The sequence below is a fragment of the Pseudomonas sp. NPDC007930 genome (assembly GCF_042958985.1).
In the GTDB taxonomy this organism is placed as follows: Bacteria; Pseudomonadota; Gammaproteobacteria; order Pseudomonadales; family Pseudomonadaceae; genus Aquipseudomonas.
In genome coordinates this window covers 298,568-319,684 of record NZ_JBIBKC010000006.1, presented here as the reverse complement: position 1 = coordinate 319,684, position 21,117 = coordinate 298,568, and the positions used below count along the sequence as shown (strand labels likewise).

At 66.0% G+C, this 21,117-nt stretch carries 21 protein-coding genes; 12 read left to right on the top strand and 9 right to left on the bottom strand.

Going from position 1 to position 21,117, the window contains the following annotated elements; translation table 11 throughout:
* Nucleotides 1-97: 97 nt before the first annotated feature.
* On the top strand, nucleotides 98-1,531 hold the full coding sequence (locus ACFZCE_RS15755; RefSeq protein ID WP_390940552.1) for a diguanylate cyclase domain-containing protein: 1,434 nt from the start codon (nucleotides 98-100) through the stop codon (nucleotides 1,529-1,531).
* Nucleotide 1,532: 1 nt separating this feature from the next.
* Here ACFZCE_RS15755 and ACFZCE_RS15750 read toward each other — a convergent pair whose 3' ends face one another.
* Nucleotides 1,533-1,832, bottom strand: coding sequence for a DUF2288 family protein (locus tag ACFZCE_RS15750; RefSeq protein ID WP_390940550.1), 300 nt, complete (start codon nucleotides 1,830-1,832; stop codon nucleotides 1,533-1,535).
* A 362-nt stretch (nucleotides 1,833-2,194) separates the two neighbouring features.
* On the opposite strand from ACFZCE_RS15750, the gene ACFZCE_RS15745 reads away from it, so the two are divergent.
* From ACFZCE_RS15745 to ACFZCE_RS15725, 5 genes are all read left to right on the top strand, one after another.
* Nucleotides 2,195-3,313 (top strand): high-affinity branched-chain amino acid ABC transporter substrate-binding protein, encoded by a 1,119-nt coding sequence (locus ACFZCE_RS15745; protein ID WP_390940548.1) that lies wholly within the window; start codon nucleotides 2,195-2,197, stop codon nucleotides 3,311-3,313.
* 190 nt (nucleotides 3,314-3,503) lie between these two features.
* Nucleotides 3,504-4,427, top strand: coding sequence for a high-affinity branched-chain amino acid ABC transporter permease LivH (gene livH, locus ACFZCE_RS15740; protein ID WP_390940546.1), 924 nt, complete (start codon nucleotides 3,504-3,506; stop codon nucleotides 4,425-4,427).
* Nucleotides 4,424-5,677 carry a high-affinity branched-chain amino acid ABC transporter permease LivM gene (locus ACFZCE_RS15735; RefSeq protein ID WP_390940544.1) on the top strand — a complete coding sequence of 418 codons (1,254 nt, stop codon included), beginning with the start codon at nucleotides 4,424-4,426 and terminating at the stop codon, nucleotides 5,675-5,677. The genes livH and ACFZCE_RS15735 overlap by 4 nt, the downstream gene beginning before the upstream one ends.
* Nucleotides 5,674-6,444 (top strand): high-affinity branched-chain amino acid ABC transporter ATP-binding protein LivG, encoded by a 771-nt coding sequence (livG, locus tag ACFZCE_RS15730; protein ID WP_390940542.1) that lies wholly within the window; start codon nucleotides 5,674-5,676, stop codon nucleotides 6,442-6,444. The genes ACFZCE_RS15735 and livG overlap by 4 nt, the downstream gene beginning before the upstream one ends.
* Nucleotides 6,444-7,145 (top strand): ATP-binding cassette domain-containing protein, encoded by a 702-nt coding sequence (locus tag ACFZCE_RS15725; RefSeq protein ID WP_390940540.1) that lies wholly within the window; start codon nucleotides 6,444-6,446, stop codon nucleotides 7,143-7,145. Before livG ends, ACFZCE_RS15725 begins: the two co-directional genes overlap by 1 nt.
* Nucleotides 7,146-7,281: 136 nt before the next feature.
* Here the strand turns inward: ACFZCE_RS15725 and mtnA are convergent, their stop codons facing one another.
* Nucleotides 7,282-8,343, bottom strand: a complete 1,062-nt coding sequence (mtnA, locus tag ACFZCE_RS15720) for an S-methyl-5-thioribose-1-phosphate isomerase (RefSeq protein WP_390940538.1) — start codon at nucleotides 8,341-8,343, stop codon at nucleotides 7,282-7,284.
* Nucleotides 8,344-8,441: 98 nt separating this feature from the next.
* On the opposite strand from mtnA, the gene ACFZCE_RS15715 reads away from it, so the two are divergent.
* The 4 genes from ACFZCE_RS15715 to ACFZCE_RS15700 are packed head-to-tail and all read left to right on the top strand — an operon-like array spanning nucleotide 8,442 to nucleotide 11,936.
* Complete coding sequence (locus ACFZCE_RS15715; RefSeq protein WP_390940536.1) at nucleotides 8,442-9,770, top strand: TRZ/ATZ family hydrolase; 1,329 nt, start codon at nucleotides 8,442-8,444, stop codon at nucleotides 9,768-9,770.
* 59 nt (nucleotides 9,771-9,829) lie between these two features.
* A complete protein-coding gene (gene ubiG, locus ACFZCE_RS15710) occupies nucleotides 9,830-10,528 on the top strand; it encodes a bifunctional 2-polyprenyl-6-hydroxyphenol methylase/3-demethylubiquinol 3-O-methyltransferase UbiG (RefSeq protein WP_390940534.1) in 699 nt (232 codons plus the stop codon).
* A gap of 2 nt (nucleotides 10,529-10,530) precedes the next feature.
* Entirely contained in the window at nucleotides 10,531-11,202 is a 672-nt protein-coding gene (gene mupP, locus ACFZCE_RS15705) for an N-acetylmuramic acid 6-phosphate phosphatase MupP (protein WP_390940532.1), read from the top strand.
* A gap of 2 nt (nucleotides 11,203-11,204) precedes the next feature.
* Nucleotides 11,205-11,936, top strand: coding sequence for a YciK family oxidoreductase (locus tag ACFZCE_RS15700; protein ID WP_390940530.1), 732 nt, complete (start codon nucleotides 11,205-11,207; stop codon nucleotides 11,934-11,936).
* 3 nt (nucleotides 11,937-11,939) lie between these two features.
* On the opposite strand, the gene ACFZCE_RS15695 is transcribed toward ACFZCE_RS15700, so the two are convergent.
* The 6 genes from ACFZCE_RS15695 to ACFZCE_RS15670 all read right to left on the bottom strand — a co-directional run bounded on the left by ACFZCE_RS15695 (nucleotide 11,940) and on the right by ACFZCE_RS15670 (nucleotide 18,245).
* Entirely contained in the window at nucleotides 11,940-12,734 is a 795-nt protein-coding gene (locus ACFZCE_RS15695) for an iron-containing redox enzyme family protein (RefSeq protein ID WP_390940528.1), read from the bottom strand.
* A 52-nt stretch (nucleotides 12,735-12,786) separates the two neighbouring features.
* A complete protein-coding gene (locus tag ACFZCE_RS15690; RefSeq protein ID WP_390940526.1) occupies nucleotides 12,787-15,258 on the bottom strand; it encodes an EAL domain-containing protein in 2,472 nt (823 codons plus the stop codon).
* A gap of 397 nt (nucleotides 15,259-15,655) precedes the next feature.
* On the bottom strand, nucleotides 15,656-16,279 hold the full coding sequence (locus ACFZCE_RS15685) for a DsbA family protein (RefSeq protein WP_390940524.1): 624 nt from the start codon (nucleotides 16,277-16,279) through the stop codon (nucleotides 15,656-15,658).
* Nucleotides 16,280-16,282: 3 nt separating this feature from the next.
* Nucleotides 16,283-17,218, bottom strand: a complete 936-nt coding sequence (locus tag ACFZCE_RS15680) for a rhodanese-related sulfurtransferase (protein WP_390940522.1) — start codon at nucleotides 17,216-17,218, stop codon at nucleotides 16,283-16,285.
* Between the two features lie 170 nt (nucleotides 17,219-17,388).
* On the bottom strand, nucleotides 17,389-17,685 hold the full coding sequence (locus tag ACFZCE_RS15675) for a BolA/IbaG family iron-sulfur metabolism protein (RefSeq protein WP_390940520.1): 297 nt from the start codon (nucleotides 17,683-17,685) through the stop codon (nucleotides 17,389-17,391).
* Nucleotides 17,686-17,705: 20 nt separating this feature from the next.
* Complete coding sequence (locus ACFZCE_RS15670) at nucleotides 17,706-18,245, bottom strand: DUF2059 domain-containing protein (protein ID WP_390940519.1); 540 nt, start codon at nucleotides 18,243-18,245, stop codon at nucleotides 17,706-17,708.
* A gap of 170 nt (nucleotides 18,246-18,415) precedes the next feature.
* Between ACFZCE_RS15670 and ACFZCE_RS15665 the strand changes: the two genes are divergently transcribed.
* The gene (locus ACFZCE_RS15665; RefSeq protein ID WP_390940517.1) at nucleotides 18,416-19,810 is read left to right on the top strand and encodes a class II fumarate hydratase; all 1,395 of its coding nucleotides are present in this window, start codon (nucleotides 18,416-18,418) and stop codon (nucleotides 19,808-19,810) included.
* Nucleotides 19,811-19,850: 40 nt separating this feature from the next.
* Nucleotides 19,851-20,033, top strand: coding sequence for a DUF6316 family protein (locus ACFZCE_RS15660; RefSeq protein ID WP_390940515.1), 183 nt, complete (start codon nucleotides 19,851-19,853; stop codon nucleotides 20,031-20,033).
* Here the strand turns inward: ACFZCE_RS15660 and ACFZCE_RS15655 are convergent.
* On the bottom strand, nucleotides 20,030-20,998 hold the full coding sequence (locus ACFZCE_RS15655; protein WP_390940513.1) for an MBL fold metallo-hydrolase: 969 nt from the start codon (nucleotides 20,996-20,998) through the stop codon (nucleotides 20,030-20,032). The two genes, ACFZCE_RS15660 and ACFZCE_RS15655, sit on opposite strands and share 4 nt — an antisense overlap.
* Nucleotides 20,999-21,117 lie beyond the last annotated feature (119 nt).

The following is a 21,117-nucleotide window of genomic DNA, read 5'->3' as shown; positions in this document are numbered from 1 at the left end:
CCTCACAGCCCACTCGTCAGAATTGGCTCCAATGTGCCATCACGAGGGATATATTCAGGGCTGTTACATCTTCGAATCTTGTCGTATCGAGGTCGCTATGGCTATGGACTGGCTTGGCATTCAATGGGGCGCGGCCCTCCCCGCGCCGGGCTTTGTGTTTCTCGACGCCCAGCACCAACCGGCGCTGGTGGCGTTGGCGTACCTGGTGGCCTGCGCCGGCAGTTACGCCACCCTGGACATCAACGAACGCCTGCACCAGGCCGAGCGCCGCCGTTCGCGCCGGCAGTGGAGCGCCTTGGGCGCCGGGTGCCTGGGCGGCGGCATCTGGGCGATGCACTTCATCAGCATGCTGGCGTTCGAACCGGCGATGGGCGCCCATTACGACCTCGGCATTACCCTGGTGTCGCTGCTGATCGCCGCCATCGCCGGCAGCGCGCTGATGGCCGCGCTGGCGCGCCCGCAATTATCCGCCCTGGCCTACGCCCTGTGCGCGCTGGGCATCGGTGGCGCCATCGCGGCCATGCATTACGTGGGCATGGCCGCGATGCACGCCCACGCCCAGCAACATTACCGGCTTGGGCCGTTCGCCCTGAGCCTGGCCCTGGCGGTGGCCGCCAGCCTGGCCGCGCTGCTGCTGGGCCGCGGCCTGCGCCAGGAGCACGGCCGCTATGGCCGCTGGCTGAAACTGGGCGCCGGCCTGGCGATGGGCGCCGGCATCGTTGGCACCCACTTCACCGGCATGTGGGCGCTGCAACTGGTGGCCCCGGCCCATGCCAGCAGCCAGGCGCACCCCAACGGCAACAGCCTGCAACTGGCCCTGACGGTGGCCTGCATCACCTTGTTGCTATTTATTTGCTGCCTGACCGCCACCCTCTCGGCCAAGCAACTGCAACGCAAAGAGCGCGACCTGCGGAAAATGAACGCCCTGGTCGATGAACTGAACCAGGCCCGCGCCGCGCTGGAATACGCCGCCAGCCACGACACCCTGACCGACCTGCTCAACCGCCGCGGCTTCAACCAGGCCTTCGAGGCAAAACTGGCGCAGCGCAACGGCAAGCACAAGCTGGCGCTGATGTGCCTGGACATCGACCACTTCAAGGCGGTCAACGACCAGCACGGCCATGATGCCGGCGACGCCGCCCTGCGCGCGCTGGCCGATGCCTTGCGCGCCGTGGTGCGCCAGCCAGGCGACCTCGCCGCGCGCCTGGGCGGCGATGAATTCTGCGTGGTGCTGGAGCTGTACACCCGCGAAGAAGCCCTGGCGGTGGCCGAGCGGATCCGCCGCTGCCTGGCCGCGCCACTGGCGCTGGCCGGGTGCACCCTGCAAGTGACCACCAGCATCGGTATCTGCCTGTGCCCAGACCAAGGCAGCACGGCCAGCGAACTGCTCAAACGCGCCGATGTAGCGCTGTACCGCTGCAAAGCCCTGGGGCGGGACACCGCGGTGGTCTATGACGCCACCCCGCCGGCCGCGGCGGTGGCACCGGTGAGCTTTTTGCGGCCAACGCACCAGAACGATGCAAGGCGCTAGCTCACGCCCGGTCCTGGACCAACACCCACGGCGACACCACCACCGCCCACAGTGCCGGCGCGGCTTCGACAAAGCCTTGGGCCCGCGCGCTTGACAGCTTCTCGACGGTGCCGGCGGCCAACCAGGCGGCGACCTTGTCGCGCTGGTCTTCGGCCACCGCCACGGCCACCTCGATCAGATCGAGGCTGGGCGCGACCCACAACAGTGCGCCACGGGCGAAGAACGGTTGCAATGCCTCCCACTCGATGCGCGCGGTTTCGCCGAGCAATTTGGCATAGAGGGTGCTTGTCTGTTCGGTCATCGTGTTCACCGGGCATGAAAAAGGCGCCGATCATACCGGTTGGCGGGCCCCGGAAAAACCCGGTAGCAAAAACCCAAGGGCAGATGGAAACACTGAAAATCCGGGCCCAGGCGCCGGATGAAAGGGCCTGACTGGCACCATTCTATAAGTAACTTTCATCCAGGCGACACCGCTACACCCCTGGCAAGGCACCCTGCTTTCAAGGTAGCAACGCGCACTCTACACTGCGCGATACTCCGAGGGGGTGCCGGGTTTGGTTCGATGGGTAACGCCATCCCCACAAGGGCTGGTGAGGCCCTGTTACCCGGTCCAGCGGCCACCGCCGCACGGACTATAAAAAAATACAACGAGAGTGGAGCACTATGCATAACGCAACCAGGATGACCAAGCTGTTCGCCGCCATGGTACTGGCCGGCGCCGCGAGCTATTCGTTCGCCGCCGACACCATCAAGATCGGCATCGCCGGCCCGAAAACCGGCCCGGTCGCCGAATACGGCACCATGCAGTTCAACGGCGCGAAAATGGCCATCGAGCAGATCAACGCCAAGGGCGGCGTTGCCGGCAAGAAGCTGGAAGCCGTCGAGTACGACGACGCCTGCGACCCGAAACAGGCCGTCGCCGTGGCGAACAAGGTCGTCAATGACGGCGTCAAGTTCGTGGTCGGCCACCTGTGCTCCAGCTCCACCCAGCCTGCGTCCGACGTGTACGAAGACGAAGGCATCATCATGGTCACCCCGGCGGCCACCAGCCCCGACATCACCACCCGTGGCTACAAGCTGGTGTTCCGCACCATCGGCCTGGACAGCGCCCAGGGCCCGGTCGCCGGCAACTGGATCGCCGACCACATCAAGCCCAAGGTCGTGGCGGTGATCCACGACAAACAGCAATACGGCGAAGGCATCGCCACCTCGGTGAAGAAAACCCTCGACGCCAAGGGCGTGAAGGTTGCCGTGTTCGAAGGCATCAACGCCGGCGACAAGGACTTCTCCTCGCTGATCGCCAAGCTCAAGCAGAACAACGTCGACTTCGTCTACTACGGTGGCTACCACCCGGAGCTGGGGCAAATCCTGCGCCAGTCGAAGGAAAAAGGCCTGAACGCCAAGTTCATGGGCCCTGAGGGCGTGGGCAACGACTCGATCTCGCAGATCGCCGGCGAAGCCTCCGAAGGCCTGCTGGTCACCCTGCCGAAGTCGTTTGACTCGGACCCGAAAAACCAGGCCCTGACCGCCGCCTTCAAGGACAAGAAACAAGACCCGAGCGGCCCGTTCGTGTTCCCGTCCTACTCGGCCGTGCAGGTCATCGCCGACGGCATCACCGCGGCCAAGAGCGAAGACACCGCCAAGGTGGCCGATGCCATCCGCGCCGGCAGCTTCGACACCCCGATCGGCAAGCTGGCCTACGACGACAAGGGCGACCTGAAAGACTTCCAGTTCGTCGTTTACGAATGGCACTACGGTAAACCGAAGACCGAGGCGAAGTAATTCGCCGCCAGCCGCCTCCTTGTGGGGCGGCCCACCGTGGGAGGGCAGCGGCGCTGCTCTCCCACGGCTTTTTATAATTACCTGAAAATCTCAAAAAAACCGTTACCCGCGGTTCGCTGGTGGCGTCTACCCGTGGCAACGCGCCAGGGAGGCCGCTAAAGAACGCCCCCGGTTTTTAGGAGCGCGGCACATGCCCGACTTGTTTCACTACCTACAACAGCTGATCAACGGCCTGACCGTTGGCAGCACCTATGCGCTGATCGCCATCGGCTACACGATGGTGTACGGCATTATCGGCATGATCAACTTCGCCCACGGCGAGGTGTACATGATCGGCTCCTACGTGGCCTTCATCGTCCTCGCGGGCCTGGCCATGATGGGCATCCACAGCCTGCCGGTGCTGATGATCGCCGGCTTCGCTGGCGCCATCATCGTCACCAGCGCCTACGGCTACAGCATCGAGCGGGTGGCCTACCGCCCGCTGCGCGGCAGCAACCGGTTGATCCCACTGATCTCGGCGATCGGCATGTCGATCTTCCTGCAGAACGCCGTGCAGTTGTCCCAGGGCTCGGGTAACTGGGCGATCCCCAACCTGCTGCCCGGCAACTTCAGCTTCGGCCCCGGCGGCAACCAGGAAGTACTGGTGTCTTACATGCAGGTGCTGGTGTTCCTGGTCACCCTGGCAACCATGTTCGGCCTGACCCTGTTCATCTCCCGCTCGCGCATGGGCCGCGCCTGCCGCGCCTGCGCCGAAGACATGAAAATGGCCAACCTGCTGGGCATCAACACCAACAGCGTGATCGCCCTGACCTTCGTGATCGGCGCGGCGCTGGCGGCGGTAGCGGCCATGCTGCTGTCGATGCAATACGGCGTGATCAACCCCTATGCGGGGTTCTTGGTGGGCCTGAAGGCCTTTACCTCGGCAGTGCTCGGCGGCATCGGCAGCATCCCCGGCGCCATGCTCGGTGGCCTGGTGCTGGGCGTGGCCGAAGCCTTCGGCGCCGACGTGTTCGGCGACCAGTACAAAGACGTGGTCGCCTTTGGCCTGCTGGTGTTGGTGCTGCTGTTCCGCCCCACCGGCATCCTCGGCCGCCCGGAGGTTGAAAAAGTATGAGCAAGCTGTTTAAACAGGCACTGTTCAGTGCCGCGCTGGTCTGGGCCGTGGCCTACCCGGTGTTTGGCCTGAAGCTGGCCTTCGAAGGCGTGACCCTGCAGGTGCAGGGCGCCGATGCCTCTACCCTGTGGCTGATCGCCGGCTGCTCGCTGCTGCTGTTCCTGCGCGTGCTGTTCGCCGAGCCCATCGCCCGCCTGCGCAAGGGTTCGGGCAAGCCGCTGGTGCCCGCCCAGGTGAGCAACTACCTGACCCTCCCCAGCACCCAGCGCTGGGGCCTGGCGGCGTTGATCGTGGTGGCGTTCATCTGGCCGTTCTTCGGCTCGCGCGGGGCGGTCGACACCGCCACGCTGATCCTCATCTACGTGATGCTCGGCCTGGGCCTGAACATCGTGGTCGGCCTGGCCGGCCTGCTCGACCTCGGCTATGTGGGCTTCTACGCGGTGGGCGCCTACGGTTACGCGCTGCTGTCGCATTACTTCGGCCTGAGCTTCTGGGAGTGCCTGCCGCTGGCCGGCCTGCTCGCCGCGCTGTTCGGCTTCGTGCTGGGCTTCCCGGTGCTACGTTTGCGCGGGGATTACCTGGCCATCGTGACCCTCGGCTTCGGTGAGATCATCCGCATCTTCCTGCGTAACCTTACCGGCATCACCGGCGGCCCCAACGGCATCAGCAACATCGAGAAACCGACCTTCTTCGGCCTCACCCTGGAACGCCGCGCGCCGGATGGCGGGCAAACCTTCCACCAGTTCTTCAACCTCGACTACAACTCCGCCGACAAGGTGGTGTACCTGTACCTGATCGCCCTGCTGCTGGCGCTGGTCGCGCTGTTCGTGATCAACCGCCTGCTGCGCATGCCGATCGGCCGCGCCTGGGAAGCGCTGCGCGAGGATGAAATCGCCTGCCGCGCGCTGGGCCTGAACCCCACCGTGATCAAACTTTCGGCCTTTACTCTGGGCGCCGCCTTCGCCGGTTTCGCCGGCAGCTTCTTCGCCGCCCGCCAGGGGCTGATCACCCCCGAGTCGTTCACCTTCATCGAGTCGGCGATCATCCTCGCCATCGTGGTGCTCGGCGGCATGGGCTCGCAGTTGGGCGTGATCCTGGCGGCGATCGTGATGATCCTGCTGCCCGAGCTGATGCGTGAATTCAGCGACTACCGCATGTTGATGTTCGGCGCCCTGATGGTGCTGATGATGGTCTGGCGCCCACAAGGCTTCTTGCCGATGCAGCGCCCTCACCTGGAGCTGCGCCGATGAGCCAGAAGAATATTCTTGAAGTTTCTGGCCTGGCGATGCGCTTTGGCGGCCTGCTGGCCGTGAACGGCGTGGGGATGGTGGTCAAGGAAAAACAGGTGGTGTCGATGATCGGCCCCAACGGCGCCGGCAAGACCACCGTGTTCAACTGCCTGACCGGCTTCTACCGCCCCACCGCCGGCACCATCGTGCTCGACGGCGAGCAGATCCAGGGCCTGCCCGGCCACGCCATCGCCCGCAAGGGCGTGGTGCGCACCTTCCAGAACGTGCGGCTGTTCAAAGACATGACCGCGGTGGAAAACCTGCTGATCGCCCAGCACCGGCACCTGAACACCAACTTCTTCTCGGGCCTGTTCAAAACCCCGGGCTTTCGCCGCAGCGAGCGCGAGGCGATGGAGTACGCCGAGCATTGGCTGGAGCGGGTTGACCTGAAAGACATGGCCAACCGCCCCGCCGGCACCCTGGCCTATGGCCAGCAGCGCCGGCTGGAAATCGCCCGCTGCATGATGACCCGCCCACGCATCCTGATGCTCGACGAACCCGCCGCCGGCCTCAACCCACGGGAAACCGACGACCTCAAGGCGTTGATCGGCGTGCTGCGCGAGGAATACAACGCCACGGTGTTGTTGATCGAGCACGACATGAAGCTGGTGATGAGCATTTCCGACCACATCGTGGTGATCAACCAGGGCATGCCCCTGGCCGACGGTACGCCCGAACAGGTGCGCGACAACCCCGACGTGATCAAAGCCTACCTGGGGGAAGCCTGATGCTTCAGTTTGAAAATGTTTCCACCTTCTACGGCAAGATCCAGGCGCTGCACAGCGTTAACGTCGAGATCAACCAAGGCGAAATCGTCACCCTGATCGGCGCCAACGGCGCCGGCAAGTCGACCCTGCTGATGACCCTCTGCGGCGCCCCGCGCGCCCATGCCGGCAGCATCCGCTACCTCGGCGAAGAGCTGGTGGGCCAGGAATCGGCGCAGATCATGCGCAAGAGCATCGCCGTGGTGCCCGAAGGCCGCCGGGTGTTCGCCCGCCTGACGGTCGAGGAAAACCTCGCCATGGGTGGGTTCTTCACCGCCAAGGGCGATTACCAGGAGCAGATGGACAAGGTGCTGGCGCTGTTCCCGCGGCTGAAGGAGCGCTTCAACCAGCGTGGCGGCACCATGTCGGGCGGCGAGCAGCAGATGCTCGCCATCGGCCGCGCGCTGATGAGCAAACCCAAGCTACTGCTGCTCGACGAGCCCTCGCTGGGGCTGGCGCCGATCATCATCCAGCAGATCTTCGACATCATCGAGCAACTGCGCCGCGACGGCGTGACGGTGTTCCTGGTCGAGCAGAACGCCAACCAGGCGCTGAAAGTCGCCGACCGCGCCTATGTGCTGGAGAACGGCCGGGTGGTGATGCAAGGGACGGGCGAAGCCTTGCTGACCGACCCCGCGGTGCGGGAGGCATACTTGGGGGGGTGATTCCCCCCCCAGGGCAAGTTTGAAGTGGCAAGCTGCAAGTAAAAGCAACAGCAAAAGCAAAAGCAAAAGCACCAAACGCTCTTGCTCTTGCCTTAACTTGCAGCTTGCAGCTGCCCCCTTGCCCCTGGAAACGGCTTCAATGAAGCCGTTTCCTACACATCAAAGCCGACATCTTCGCCGCATTCGGCCGCTCGACCACGCCTTTCTCGGTCACGATCACGTCGATCAGGTCCGCTGGGGTCACGTCGAACACCGGGTTGAACGCCGCCACCGGCGCGCCCTCCCCCACCAGCTCAGCGCCGTCGCGCGCTTCGAGGACGATGTCTTCGCCGTTTTCGAGGCTCATGTCCAGCGTTGAACTAGGCGCCACCACCATGAAGCGCACGTCGTGGTGCATGGCATTGACCGCCAGCCCGTAGGTGCCAATCTTGTTGGCGACATCACCATTGGCGGCGATGCGGTCGGCGCCGACGATCACCCAGGTCACGCCCTTGGTGCGCATGATGTGCGCCGCCGCCGAGTCGGCGTTGACGGTCACCGGGATGCCGTCTTCGGCCAGTTCCCAGGCGGTCAGCCGCGAGCCCTGCAGCCAGGGCCGGGTTTCATCGGCGTACACCTGTTCCACCAACCCCTCGAGCCAGGCGCCGCGGATCACCCCCAGCGCCGTGCCGAAGCCACCGGTGGCCAGCGCCCCGGCGTTGCAATGGGTGAGCAGCACCTGCGGGTGGCCCTGGCGCTTGCGGATCAAGTCGACCCCCAGTTGGGCCATGGTCAGGTTGGCTTCGCGGTCGCTTTCGTGGATCAACTGCGCTTCGGCGTCGAGCGCGGCGATCACGCCGGCATCGTCGGCCAGGCGTTCGAGGCGCTCGCGCATGCGGTTCAGCGCCCAGAACAGGTTGACCGCGGTGGGCCGGGCAGCGGCGAGCAGGGCGATGTCGGCCGCCACCCCGGCGCGCCACTGGCCGCCAGCGGCCAGCCGCTCACGGGCGGCCAGGGCCACGCCGTAACCGGCGGCAATGCCAATGGCCGGGGCACCGCGGACTACCATGGTGCGGATCGCTTCGGCCACGGCCGCGGCAGAGTCGTAACGCAGCCAGGTTTGCACCTTTGGCAACACGCGCTGATCGAGCAGGAACAACGCGCCGTCGCGCCAATCGATGGCCTTTATCTTTTCGGCAGCCAATAAACGATCGCGCATGCCACACTCCCCGGATACGTACTTCAAAAGCGCCCGATTATACCTGACGCTCGGGTATACTGCGCCCTTGCCCTATTGACTGTAGACGGAAGCACCCCATGCCCGCCCGCCCCGCCCCCCTGGACCTGCTCCTGCTGCCGACCTGGTTGGTGCCGGTGGAGCCTGCCGGGGTGGTGCTGCGGGGCCACGGGCTGGGCGTGAGCGAGGGCCGCATCGCCTGGCTTGGCCCACGCGAGCAAGCGCCCGCGGCCGTCGAGGTGCGTGAGCTGCCTGGCTGCCTGCTCACCCCCGGGCTGGTCAACGCCCACGGCCACGCGGCGATGACCCTGTTCCGCGGCCTGGCCGACGACCTGCCACTGATGACCTGGCTCGAACAGCACATCTGGCCGGCCGAGGCGCGCTGGGTCGACGAAGCGTTCGTTCGCGATGGCACTGACCTGGCCATCGCCGAGCAGCTCAAGGGCGGCATCAGCTGCTTCTCCGACATGTACTTCTACCCCCAGGCCGCCTGCGAGCGCATTCATGCCAGCGGCATTCGCGCCCAGGTGGCGGCGCCGATCATCGACTTCCCGATCCCTGGCGCGGCCACCGCGGACCACGCCCTGAGCCAGGCGGTGGAGCTGTTCGACGCCTACCGCGAGCACCCGCGGCTGAGCATCGCCTTTGGCCCCCACGCGCCTTATACGGTGGGCGACGAAAGCCTCGAAAAGGTCTGCATGCTGGCCAACCAGCTCGACGCCCCGGTGCAGATGCACGTGCACGAAACCGCCGTGGAGGTGCAGCAGGCCCTCGCCGAGCACCAGGAGCGCCCGCTCGCCCGGCTGGCCCGCCTTGGCCTGCTGGGCCCGCGCCTGCAGGCGGTGCACATGACCCAGATCAACGACGACGACCTCGCCCTGTTGGTCGAATACAACGCCAGCGTGGTGCACTGCCCGGAGTCCAACCTCAAGCTCGCCAGTGGCTTTTGCCCGGTCGAGCGGCTATGGCAGGCCGGGGTGAACGTGGCCGTGGGCACCGACGGCGCCGCCAGCAACAACGACCTCGACCTGCTCGGCGAAACCCGTACCGCGGCGCTGCTGGCCAAGGCCGTGGCAGGCTCGGCCACCGCGCTGAATGCCCACCAGGCATTGCGCATGGCCACCTTGAACGGCGCCCGCGCGCTGGGCCTGGCCGAGCACATTGGCTCGCTGGAAGTGGGCAAGGCGGCCGACATCACCGCCTTCGACCTCTCCGGGCTGGCCCAGCAGCCGCTGTACTGCCCGGTGTCGCAACTGATCTACGCCAGCAGCCGCGACTGCGTGCGCCATGTGTGGGTCGAGGGCCGCGCGCTGCTCGAAGAGCGCCAACTGCGCACCCTCGATGAGCCCGCCCTGCTTGCCCGCGCCCAGGCCTGGGACGAGCGTATCGGCGGCGCCGGAAGCCTCTAGTACCACCCGGGCCGAGCCGGGGTGGCTTTACCGTTTTTCACGTTTTTTGAGGAGTTTCAATGAGCAACGTCGACCACGCGGAAATCGCCAAATTCGAAGCCCTGGCCCATCGCTGGTGGGACCGTGAAAGCGAATTCAAGCCGCTGCACGAAATCAACCCGCTGCGGGTCAACTGGATCGACGAGCGCGCCAGCCTGGCCGGCAAACGCGTACTCGACGTAGGCTGCGGCGGCGGCATCCTCAGCGAGGCAATGGCCCAGCGCGGTGCCGAAGTGATGGGCATCGACATGGGCGAAGCACCACTGGCGGTGGCCCAGCTGCACCAGTTGGAGTCCGGCGTGCAGGTGACCTACCGGCAGGTGACCGCCGAAGCCCTGGCCGAAGAAATGCCCGGCCAGTTCGACGTGGTCACCTGCCTCGAAATGCTCGAGCACGTGCCAGACCCTGCCTCGGTGATCCGCGCCTGCTACACGATGGTCAAGCCCGGCGGCCAGGTGTTTTTTTCCACCATCAACCGCAACCCCAAGGCCTACCTGTTCGCCATCATCGGCGCCGAGTACGTGCTGAAGATGCTCCCGCGCGGTACCCATGACTTCAAGAAATTCATCCGCCCTTCCGAGCTGGGCAACTGGAGCCGCGGCGCCGGGCTGGCGGTGAAAGACATGATCGGCCTGACCTACAACCCGCTGACCAAGCACTACAAGCTGGCCAACGACGTCGACGTGAACTACATGATCCAGACCGTGCGCGAGGCCTGACCATGAAACTGCGCGCCGTGCTGTTCGACATGGATGGGACGCTGCTCGACACCGCCCCGGACTTCATCGCCATCTGCCAGGCCATGCTGCAAGCCCGGCAACTGCCAGCGGTTGACCCACAGTGGGTGCGCGATGTGATTTCCGGCGGCGCCCGGGCGATGGTCAGCGCCACCTTTGCGCTGTCACCGGAAGCCGAGGAATTCGAGGCGCTGCGCCTGGAGTTTCTCGAGCGTTACCTCGAAGGCTGCGCGGTGCACACCCGGCCCTTCGACGGCATGGAGCAACTGCTGGCCGACCTCGACCACGCGCGCCTGCCCTGGGGCGTGGTGACCAACAAACCGCTGCGCTTCGCCGAGCCGATCATGCAGCGCCTGGGCCTGGCCGAGCGCTCGAAGGTACTGGTGTGCCCCGACCACGTGGCGCGGGCCAAGCCTGACCCGGAAATGCTCGAACTGGCCTGCCGCCAGCTCGGCCTGCCGCCGGAAAGCGTGCTGTTCGTGGGCGACGACCTGCGCGACATCGAAGCCGGCCTGGCGGCGGGCACCCGCACTGCGGCGGTCAGCTTTGGCTACATTCACCCCCACGACAACCCCAGCCACTGGGGCGCCGACGTGGTGGTGAGCAGCCCCCACGAGCTGCGCCGGGTGCTCGACCACGCCTTGTGCGGGTGCTGAGCATGTTCGCCTACCACGCCCCACCCGGCCTGCTTCAGGGCCGGCGCATTCTGGTCACCGGCGCCAGCCGCGGGATTGGCGCGGCAGCCGCGCTGGCCTACGCCGCCCACGGCGCCCAATTGGTGCTGCTCGGCCGCGACCGCGAAAGCCTGGCGCACACCGCCCAGGCCCTCGCCGCGGCCGGGCATGCCCCGGCCCAGTTGGTCGCGCTGGACCTCGAGCACGCGGAGGCGGCCGACTACACCGCGCTGGCCGCGGAGCTGGGCGGCCACCTCGACGGCCTGCTGCACAACGCCTCCCTGCTCGGCCCGCGGGCGGCGGTAGAACACACCCCGGCCAGTGAATTCGCCCGGGTGATGCAAGTCAATGTGAATGCCACCTTCGCCCTCACCCGCGCGCTGTTGCCCTTGCTGCGCAAAGCGCCCGGCGATGCCTCGGTGGTGTTCACCTCCAGCAGCGTCGGGCGTAAGGGGCGGGCCCACTGGGGGGCCTACGCGGTGTCGAAGTTCGCCACCGAAGGCTTGATGCAAACCCTGGCCGACGAACTGGCCGGCACCCCGCTGCGGGCGAACAGCATCAACCCGGGCGGTACCCGCACGGCGATGCGCGCCGCGGCGTACCCGGATGAAGACCCACAACGGGTGCCGGCACCGGCGCAGATCATGCCGGTGTACTTGTACTTGATGGGGCCCGACAGCGCCGCGGTGAACGGCCAGGCCTTGAACGCGCAGTAACCCTCAGGCCGTGACCGCCTCGGCGCGCGCGCCGGCGGTTTTGTGCTCGAGCTCCATGCAGCGTTCGAGGAACAGGTACATGTAGTCGTAGCTCTTGCAGATCGCCCGCCGCAGCTCAGCCTGCAGGCTGCGCGAGGGCTGCAGGCCAGCCAGGGTGCAGATGATTTCCAACGCTTCCCAGGGGTGCGCGTCGTCGTATTCGGCGTGCAGCGCCAGCCAGCGCATCGCGCGCTTGCGGCCCTCGGCCGGGAAGGCCTCGGCGTAGGTGTCTTGCGAACACACGATGTGCGCCCATTCACCGGTGGCGCCTTCGATGGCGTAGTTGGTGGCGGCCATGCCGATGATCAGGCTGTCTGAGGCGCTGGTGTGCCAGCACCAGTGGCTCAGGGCCATAAGCTCGGGCGCGACCTTCTGCGCTTGCAGGTCTTCGAGGGTTACGCCGTGGGCCTGGGCCCAGTGCACCCAGTAGTCGGCGTGGTTCAGCTCCACGCGGATGTTGCGCATCAGCCAGCGCCGCGCCATGTCTTCGCCTGGGCTGCGGGCGTAGCGGGTTTTGGTGAGGTTCTGCGCCATGTACAGGGAGAATTGCTCCACCACTGGCCAGCCACCGATCAGGTACTGGCGCATGGTGCTGGCACTGAGCGCGTTGTCGCGCAGCTTCTGGTAGAACTCATGGTTGACCACCCGCTGCTTGGCGATACTGCAGTCGCGCACCAGTTGCTGGGCCCATTGTGGGTAGCTGGCGGCTTCCATCAGCGGGCCGGTACGGGTGAAAACGGCTTCGGTTGCTTCGTTCATGGACAACTTCCTTTTGCGTCGTGGGTAAAACCGATCGCGCCAGGGCGGGGGCTCAGCCGAAGGTCCCCGGAACGTGAAGCAACTCGGGCCGGCTACGGGCATCAGCCCTGCGCAGGCTGTCGCAGGTGAACGGTTGGGGGCGTTCGATGAGGTAGCCCTGGGCGTAATCGACTCCGATCTCGACCAGAGCCTGCTCTATCAGGGATGTTTCGACGAATTCGGCGATGGTGCGCTTGCCCATCACGTGGCCAATGTGGTTGATCACCTCCACCATCGCCCGGTTGACCGGGTCGTCGAGCATGTCTTTGACGAAACTGCCGTCGATCTTCAGGAAGTCCACCGGCAGGTGCTTGAGGTACGCGAACGACGACATGCCGGCGCAGAAGTCGTCGAGGGAAAACAGGCAGCCGAGGTCCTTGAGCTCGTTGATGAAGCGGATCGCGCTGCTGAGGTTGGCAATGGCGCTGGTTTCGGTGATTTCAAAGCAGATCAACTGCGGCGGTATCTGGTGATGGGCCAACTGCTCGCGGATGTCGTCGAGCAGGTCGTCGTCGCCAATGCTCGCGCCCGAGAGGTTGATCGCGCACATCGCCAGCGGTTGGGTACCGCCTTCGTCGAGGCATTCGCGCACCACCTTGAACACGTTGTGCACCACCCAGCGGTCGAGCACCGGCATCAGGCCATAGCGCTCGGCGGCGGGGATGAACTGGTTGGGGAGGATCAACCGGCCGTGCTCGTCGCGCAGGCGCAGTAGAATTTCCACGTGCCCACCCTGCCCCGCCGGGCTGGGCAAGCGCGCCAGGCTGGCGATTTCCTGGGCGTACAGGCAGAAGCGGTTTTCTTCCAGGGCGTGGCGCAAGCGCTGCACCCAGGCCATTTCGCCGAAGCGCACGCTCAGTTCGGTGTCGTCTTCGTGGTACACCTGCACCCGGTTGCGGCCCTTCTCCTTGGCCATGTAGCAGGCCAGGTCGGCCGCGCGCAGGGCTCCTTCCAGGGTAGTCGGGGCCTGGGCCAAGTGCACCAGGCCCACGCTCAGGGTGGTCATGAACGGCCGGCCCTTCCAGACGAAGTGCAGGTCTTGCACGGTTTCCCGCAGTTTTTCCGCGATGGCCTCGGCCGCTTGCGGCGCGCAGCGCTCGAGCAGCACGCCGAACTCATCGCCGCCCAGCCGCGCCAGGGTGTCGCCCTCGCGCAGCCCGGCCTGCAACAGCGCGCAGATGTGCCGCAGCAGTTCGTCGCCGGCGGCATGGCCGCAGGTGTCGTTGACCAGCTTGAACTGGTCGAGGTCGAGAAACAGCAAGGTGTGGCGGGTGCTGCCGTCGTTCAGGCCGTTGAGCGCCTGCTCCAGGCGGAACTCGAACTCACGGCGGTTGGCCAGCCCGGTGAGGGCATCATGGGTCGCCTGCCAGGCCAGGTTGGCGATGTACTGGCGCTCTTGGGTCATGTCGTGGAGCACCAGCACCGTGCCACTGACGCGGCCGTCGTGAACGATGGGCGCGCCGCTCAGCGCCACCGACACGGTACTGCCGTCGAGGCGCTGGATGGTCCGGCCGTGGTCACGGCCACCGGTGAGCTGGCCGTTGCGGATGCGCTCGATCAAGGTGTTGGCATCGCGCCCGGCGTTTTCGTCGATCAGGTTGAACAGCGAGGCCAGCGGCAAACCCGTGGCCTGCTCGGCCTTCCAGTGGGTCAGGTGCTCGGCGGCCGGGTTCATGTAGGCGATGCCGCCGTCGACGTCGGTGGCGATCACCCCATCGCCGATCGAGGCCAGCGTGACCTGGGCGCGGTGTTTCTCTTCCTGCAGGGCCTCGGCAAATGCGTGCCGCTGGGCCAGCAGCTTGCGGGTGATCCACAGCGCCAGGCCGATCAACGTCAACGCGGTGAACAGGTTCACGCCGATCAGCAGGCGCAGCAAAAACCGCGAGCCCTCGCCCAGCGCATCGCTGAAGGCCTTGGCCGCGGGGGTAACATCCTCGTTGATCTGCTGGATCTGCGCTTGCCAGCGGGCTACGTCCTGGTCCGTGGCGCTGCCATCGCGCACGCTGCGGTGCATGGTCACGGCCAAGGCATCGAGGCGGGTCAGGTAGCTGTCGCCCACCGTCCACAGGTCGATCGCCTTGGCAAAATAGGAAAAATGCCGGAAGTTCAGGAAGAACCAGATGATGCCGCTGAAATCGTCGGGATGGTTACCACCCTGGCGCAGCCCGTGGCGGGCTTTGTCCAGATCGGGGACCGGTTGGTCCAGTGCCAGGCGCAGGTCGTGGCTGCCCATGGGCACCGCGAAGGCTTGCTGGTACTTGCTGTAAACGCTTTCGTCGCGGCTGCTGGCGTACAGGTTGAGGTAATAGATGGCGTCTTTCTGGCCTTTGGACCAGAGGCTTTCGCCGGCCACATACCCCCGTACCGCCGATAGCGCGTACAGGCTGAACATACCGAGCAACGCCAATAGAAGTACCACGGCGATGAACGGCCAGGCAATAGCAATGAGCCTGGGGCCCTCAAGCGTGCGGTTGAGCTGCTTCATGAAATCCCTTGCACCTAGCGGCTGAACAACGGGCTCGCCCACTTCCCGATGGCGCGCAACGGCGCCATCCACAGGTCACTCGGCCGTATTCGGCAAGTTTCAAAACGAGACTAGCAGAGTGCAATCACTCTGCACGACTATTTTAGAGAGGGGGGCCGGCTGTGGCATAATGCTGTTCACTTAAGCCATTTCACGGCTTCATGGAGCGGAGGAGTCTGTGAGCCCTGCTGATTCCGTGCATGAGCTTCAGGGCCTATCGCCCGGCACAGCCGGCCTCCCACGGGCTCTGTGTTTCCTTGTAGATCAAGTACTTAACCATCCCGTGGGAGGCCGGCTGTGCCGGGCGAGGGGCCGGTAAGCCCAGCGAGAACCTTGAACATCCCCGCCAGCAGCGGCGTCAGGCGTTACGCGCCAACCACGCCTGCAACAGCGGCGCCAAGGCCTCCAGCGGCTGGTAGCCGTTGGTCAACAAGGCCAGTTGGCTGCCGTTCTGCGCCAGCATCGTCGGGAAGCCGGCAATACCAAGGTCGCGCGCCCAGGCGATGTCGGCCTGGGTGGTGGCGGCTTGCGCCGGGTGGTCGAAGGCGTCGGCGAACTCGATGCGCGGGATGCCGCAGGCTTCGGCCAGTTCCGCCAGCACCGCGGCGGCGGTGGTGTCGCGGCCTTCGGCGTAGAAGGCCTGCTGGATGCGCCGCGCCAGCGGCCAGGCGAGGTCTTCGGCCAGGCCGCGGGCGGTGACCACTGCCCGGCAGGCCGGCTCGGTGTCGTAGACAAAACCATCGCCCAGGGCACCTTCGAAGCGGAACGGCTGGCCGCTGGCCTGCTCCACCGCCCGCCAATGCTCGAGGATGTACTGCCGGGTGGTGCTGTCGAGCGCCGCGCCGCCGCTGCGCAGGCCGCCCATCACCAGGTGCCCGCTCACGCCGGCGGCGGCGGCCTGCTCGAACAGCGCCGCGGCCACCGGGGCAAAGCCCCAGCACCAGGAGCACATCGGGTCCATCACATAGAGCAGGCGGCGCATGGCTCAGCCCTCGGCGTTGCGGTAGTTGTAGCCGATAGGATGGGGCTGGTTGCGCGCCTTGGCCAGCTCGATCTGCTTCTGCCGCTCGGTGGCGGCGTGGCGGGTTTTTTCCGGCAGGCTGCCCCAGCAATGCGGGCAACTGATGCCGGGGGTGTAGTGCTCACTGGCGCGGTCTTCGGCGCTGACCGGCGCGCGGCAGGCGTGGCACTGGTCGTAGTCGCCCTCGGTGAGGTCGTGGCGTACGGTCACGCGGTTGTCGAACACGAAGCAGTCGCCCTGCCATTTCGACTCGGCCTGGGGCACTTGCTCAAGGTATTTGAGGATGCCGCCCTTGAGGTGGTACACCTCTTCGAACCCTTCGCCGAGCATGTAGCTGGAGGCTTTTTCGCAGCGGATGCCGCCGGTGCAGAACATCGCCACCTTCTTGTGCCGGCTGGGGTCGAAGTGGGCCTTGATGTACTCGGGGAACTCCCGAAACGTGGTGGTTTTCGGGTCGATCGCGCCCTCGAAGGTGCCAATCGCCACTTCGTAGTCGTTGCGGGTGTCGATCAACAGCACTTCCGGGTCGCTGATCAGCGCGTTCCAGTCTTGTGGCTCAACGTAGGTGCCGACGTTGTGGTTCGGGTCTACCCCGGGCACGCCAAGGGTGACGATTTCTTTCTTCAGCTTGACCTTGGTGCGGTAGAACGGCTGTTCGTCGCAGTAGCTTTCCTTGTGGTCGACATCCGCCAGGCGCGGGTCGAGCTTGAGCCAAGCGAGCAGGCCGTCGATGCCTTCGCGGGTAGCCGACACGGTGCCGTTGATGCCTTCTTCGGCGAGCAGCAGGGTGCCCTTCACGTTGTTGGCGAGCATGGCGTCGAGCAGGGGCTGGCGCAGCGCGGTGTAGTCTTCGAGGGTGACGAACTTGTACATCGCCGCCACAACGATCGGTGCAGGCATGAAGCTTCTCCAGTGGTCACCCGCGCAAGGGGTGGACCGGGTTGAACGTTGAACAGGGTTGGGCGCCTGGGCGCCACAACGCAACACGGCGGCGGATTTTAGCAAACCGCCGCCGTGCTGTATTGCGCCAGGTCAAAGGTTATCGGCGTGATGGCAAAAAACCATAGCCCTCAGGAATGGCCGCCCGCGCACACCGGCGAGGCCGGCGCGCTGCCCACCTGCGCCCACTCCTGGGGGGTGTAGGTGTGCAGCGCCAGGGCGTGGAATTCGCCCATCATTTCGCCGAGGGTGCCGTACACCAACTGGTGGCGCTTGACGCTGGAAAGCCCTTCGAAGCGCTGGCTGACCACCACCGCCTTGTAGTGGGTTTGCTGCCCGCGGCTGTGCATGTGGCTTTCGTCGAACACCTGCAGGTGCTCAGGTTGCAACAGCGCCAGGGTGTGTTCGATGCGGGTCTGCATGGTCATGGTCAGGGCCTTGCGTCAGGTTATTTCTTGGCCGGGGCAGCCGGAGCAGCCGGGGCGGCGGCCGGGGCTGGCGGGGCGATCTCGTTGGTCATGTCTTCGAGCAGCTTGTTCACCACCGGTACCGCCGGCTCGAGCTTCTGCTGGGTCAGCATGGCCGACTGCTGGGTGACTTGCGGCATTTGCTGCAGGACCTTCTGGCCCAGCGGCGACTTGTAGAACTTGACCAGGTCTTTGAGCTCGGCCTCGGTGAAGTTCTCGGTGTACAGCTTGACCAGGTCAGGCTTGACCTTGTTCCAGCCGATGGCCGATTCCAGCGCGGCGTTGGCCTTGGCCTGGTAGCTTTCGAGCAGCGCCTGCTTGGACGCCGGCGCCTTGGCCTGGGCGAAGCGCTGGGCGAACATCTGCTGCACCTGCATGTAGATCGGCGTGCCGAGTTTGTCAGCGTGCACCGTGGTCAGGAAGGCTTCGGCACTGGCGTTGTGGCTGGCCTGGTCGGCGAAAACGGTACCGCTGGCGCATACCAGAACGGCTGCAGTGCAGAGAGCGCGAAGACGAGACATCGGGATTCCTTAGTAGCAGGTAGGGGCAGGGCCCCAGGGGAATGGCATTCTGCGCCTGAAGGCGCGGCCGGCTCAACCCCGCGCGGAGGATTGTCATTTTCGCGGTTGAACCAAGCGGGCGGCGGCGCGGCCTAAGCAGGCTGACACTTCATCACGCGAGGGACAGCCGCATGAGCCGCATCGAAACCGACAGCCTGGGCCAGGTCGAAGTTCCTGAGCACGCCTATTGGGGCGCGCAAACCCAGCGTTCGCTGATCAACTTCGCCATCGGCGAGCAACGCATGCCGCTGCCGGTGGTGCACGCCCTGGCGCTGATCAAAAAAGCCGCGGCGCGGGTCAACGACCGCAACGGCGACCTGCCGGCCGACATCGCCCGGCTGATCGAACAGGCCGCCGACGAGGTGCTCGGCGGCGAGCACGACGAGCAGTTCCCGCTGGTGGTGTGGCAAACCGGCAGCGGCACCCAGAGCAACATGAACGTCAACGAGGTGATCGCCGGCCGCGCCAACGAGCTGGCCGGCCAGGGCCGCGGCGGCAAAAGCCCGGTGCACCCGAACGACCACGTGAACCGCTCGCAAAGCTCGAACGATTGCTTCCCCACCGCGATGCACATCGCTGCCGTGCAGGCGGTGCAAAGCGACCTGCTGCCGGCCATCGCCGAGCTGTCTTCGGGCCTGGCCGAGCTGGCCGCGCGCCACGGCAACCTGGTGAAAACCGGCCGCACGCACATGATGGACGCCACCCCAGTGACCTTCGGCCAGGAAGTCTCGGCCTATGTGGCGCAGCTCGATTACGCCCAGCGCGCCCTGCGCGCGGCCTTGCCGGCGGTGTGCGAACTGGCCCAGGGCGGTACCGCGGTGGGCACCGGGCTGAACGCCCCGCAGGGCTTTGCCGAGGCGGTGGCGGCGGAACTGGCGGCGCTGTCGGGCCTGCCGTTCGTCACCGCGCCGAACAAGTTCGCCGCGCTGGCCGGGCATGAGCCGCTGACCACCCTCGCCGGCGCCTTGAAAACCCTCGCCGTGGCGCTGATGAAGCTGGCCAACGACCTGCGCCTGCTCGGCTCCGGCCCGCGCGCCGGGTTTGCCGAGGTGAAGCTGCCGGCCAACGAGCCGGGCAGCTCGATCATGCCGGGCAAGGTCAACCCCACCCAGTGCGAAGCGCTGTCGATGCTTGCCTGCCAGGTGCTGGGCAACGACGTGGCGATCGGCATGGCCGCCAGCCAGGGCCACTTGCAATTGAACGTGTACAAGCCGGTGATTATCTACAACGTATTGCAGTCTACCCGGCTGCTCGCCGACGGCTGCCGCAACTTCCAGGCCCATTGCATCGCCGGGCTCGAGCCCGACGCCGGGCAGATGGCCGCGCACCTGGAACGCGGGTTGATGCTGGTGACCGCGCTGAACCCGCACATCGGCTACGACAAAGCCGCGCAGATCGCCAAGAAGGCCTATGCCGAAGGGCAAACGCTGCGCGAGGCAGCGCTGGAACTGGGCTTTTTGACCGATGAACAGTTCGACCAGTGGGTGCGCCCGGAAAACATGCTCGAGCCTGGCGCCAAAGGCTGAACCGGCTACTGTTGAAAGCGACTCGACCACAGGAGGCAACATGTTCGGTAAACGTGCACAAGACCCCGCCGAGGCTACGCGTTTTCGGGCGGACCGGATTTCACTGGTCAATGGGCAATTCTTCTTTACCACCCGCGAGCACACCCTCGAAGGGCCCTTCCCCAGCCGCGAAGACGCCGAGCGCGAAAGCCGCGACTACGTGGCGCGGGCGGCCAAGCGCTAGGCCTGAGGGGCGCGGCGCAGCAACCGCCCATCGCGGCCCAGGTGGTAATGGGCGAGGTCTTGCGCCAAATGCAACTGGCCGGAGTAAACACTGGCCGCCTCGGCGGCGATCTCATCGATCGCCGGCCCGCGCCCCGGCTGGGCCTGAAAGCGCGGGCTGAAGTGGGTCAGCACCAGGTTCGGCAGGCCTGCCTCGGCGGCGAAACGCGCCACCTGCAGCGCGCTGCTATGGCCATAGGCCTGCTTGCCGGCGGTCAGCACCGCTTGGGTGTAGGTGGCTTCATGCACCAGCACCTGGGCGCTGAGGCAGGCCTGGGCGAGCAACTCAGGGCGGTCGTTATCGCCGCAGATCACCACCCGCTGGGCCGCGCGCCCGGCCTGCCAGTAATCGGCGGCGCGCAGCGCGCGGCCTTGCCACAGCACCTCGCGGCCATGGGCCAACTCGCCCCACAGCGGCCCGCGGGGGATGCCCTCTTCGGCCAGGCGTTCAAGGTTCAGCCGCGGCTCAGGGTGGCGCTCGGTGAACACATAGGCCCAACTCGGCACCCGGTGCGACAGCTCGGCGGTGCTCACTTGCCATTCGCCAACGGCGCAGGCGCTCAAGCCCTCCACGGCCTCGAACTCAAGCGCGAATGGCAGCCAACTGTGGCTCATTTCGAGCGTCAAGCGCAGCCACGGCCCCAGCGCCGCCGGGCCAACCAACCGCAGCGGGCGTGTGCGCCCGGCCATTCCGGCGCTGCCGAGCAGCCCCGGCAGGCCAAAGCAGTGGTCGCCGTGCACGTGGGTGATGAAGATCGCGTCGAGGTCGCTGAGTGACAGCGGCGAACGCAGCACCTGCTGCTGGGTGCCCTCGCCGCAGTCGACCAGGCACCAGTGCTTGCCCTGGGCGGCCAGCAGCGCGGTGGCCGACACATTGCGGGCGCGGGTGGGGGTGCCGGCACTGGTGCCGAGGAAGATCAGGTCCACTGGGGTTCCTTGGTTTGATGTTGGGGGCCCTTCGTCCGGCACAGCCGGCCTCCCACCAGATTTGTGTAAGCCATTGATTTTGGGCGTAACACAGAACCCGTGGGAGGCCGGCTGTGCCG

Coding starts and splice junctions, on each gene's coding strand:
- ACFZCE_RS15690 (WP_390940526.1), bottom strand. CDS start 15,258: ATGAAGCAGCTCAACCGCACGCTTGAGGGCCCCAGGCTCATTGCTATT.
- ACFZCE_RS15755 (WP_390940552.1), top strand. CDS start 98: ATGGCTATGGACTGGCTTGGCATTCAATGGGGCGCGGCCCTCCCCGCG.
- ACFZCE_RS15700 (WP_390940530.1), top strand. CDS start 11,205: ATGTTCGCCTACCACGCCCCACCCGGCCTGCTTCAGGGCCGGCGCATT.
- ACFZCE_RS15715 (WP_390940536.1), top strand. CDS start 8,442: ATGCCCGCCCGCCCCGCCCCCCTGGACCTGCTCCTGCTGCCGACCTGG.
- ACFZCE_RS15750 (WP_390940550.1), bottom strand. CDS start 1,832: ATGACCGAACAGACAAGCACCCTCTATGCCAAATTGCTCGGCGAAACC.
- ACFZCE_RS15680 (WP_390940522.1), bottom strand. CDS start 17,218: ATGCCTGCACCGATCGTTGTGGCGGCGATGTACAAGTTCGTCACCCTC.
- ACFZCE_RS15670 (WP_390940519.1), bottom strand. CDS start 18,245: ATGTCTCGTCTTCGCGCTCTCTGCACTGCAGCCGTTCTGGTATGCGCC.
- ACFZCE_RS15685 (WP_390940524.1), bottom strand. CDS start 16,279: ATGCGCCGCCTGCTCTATGTGATGGACCCGATGTGCTCCTGGTGCTGG.
- ACFZCE_RS15695 (WP_390940528.1), bottom strand. CDS start 12,734: ATGAACGAAGCAACCGAAGCCGTTTTCACCCGTACCGGCCCGCTGATG.
- mupP (WP_390940532.1), top strand. CDS start 10,531: ATGAAACTGCGCGCCGTGCTGTTCGACATGGATGGGACGCTGCTCGAC.
- livH (WP_390940546.1), top strand. CDS start 3,504: ATGCCCGACTTGTTTCACTACCTACAACAGCTGATCAACGGCCTGACC.
- ACFZCE_RS15725 (WP_390940540.1), top strand. CDS start 6,444: ATGCTTCAGTTTGAAAATGTTTCCACCTTCTACGGCAAGATCCAGGCG.
- ACFZCE_RS15675 (WP_390940520.1), bottom strand. CDS start 17,685: ATGACCATGCAGACCCGCATCGAACACACCCTGGCGCTGTTGCAACCT.
- livG (WP_390940542.1), top strand. CDS start 5,674: ATGAGCCAGAAGAATATTCTTGAAGTTTCTGGCCTGGCGATGCGCTTT.
- ubiG (WP_390940534.1), top strand. CDS start 9,830: ATGAGCAACGTCGACCACGCGGAAATCGCCAAATTCGAAGCCCTGGCC.
- ACFZCE_RS15745 (WP_390940548.1), top strand. CDS start 2,195: ATGCATAACGCAACCAGGATGACCAAGCTGTTCGCCGCCATGGTACTG.
- ACFZCE_RS15735 (WP_390940544.1), top strand. CDS start 4,424: ATGAGCAAGCTGTTTAAACAGGCACTGTTCAGTGCCGCGCTGGTCTGG.
- ACFZCE_RS15660 (WP_390940515.1), top strand. CDS start 19,851: ATGTTCGGTAAACGTGCACAAGACCCCGCCGAGGCTACGCGTTTTCGG.
- ACFZCE_RS15665 (WP_390940517.1), top strand. CDS start 18,416: ATGAGCCGCATCGAAACCGACAGCCTGGGCCAGGTCGAAGTTCCTGAG.
- mtnA (WP_390940538.1), bottom strand. CDS start 8,343: ATGCGCGATCGTTTATTGGCTGCCGAAAAGATAAAGGCCATCGATTGG.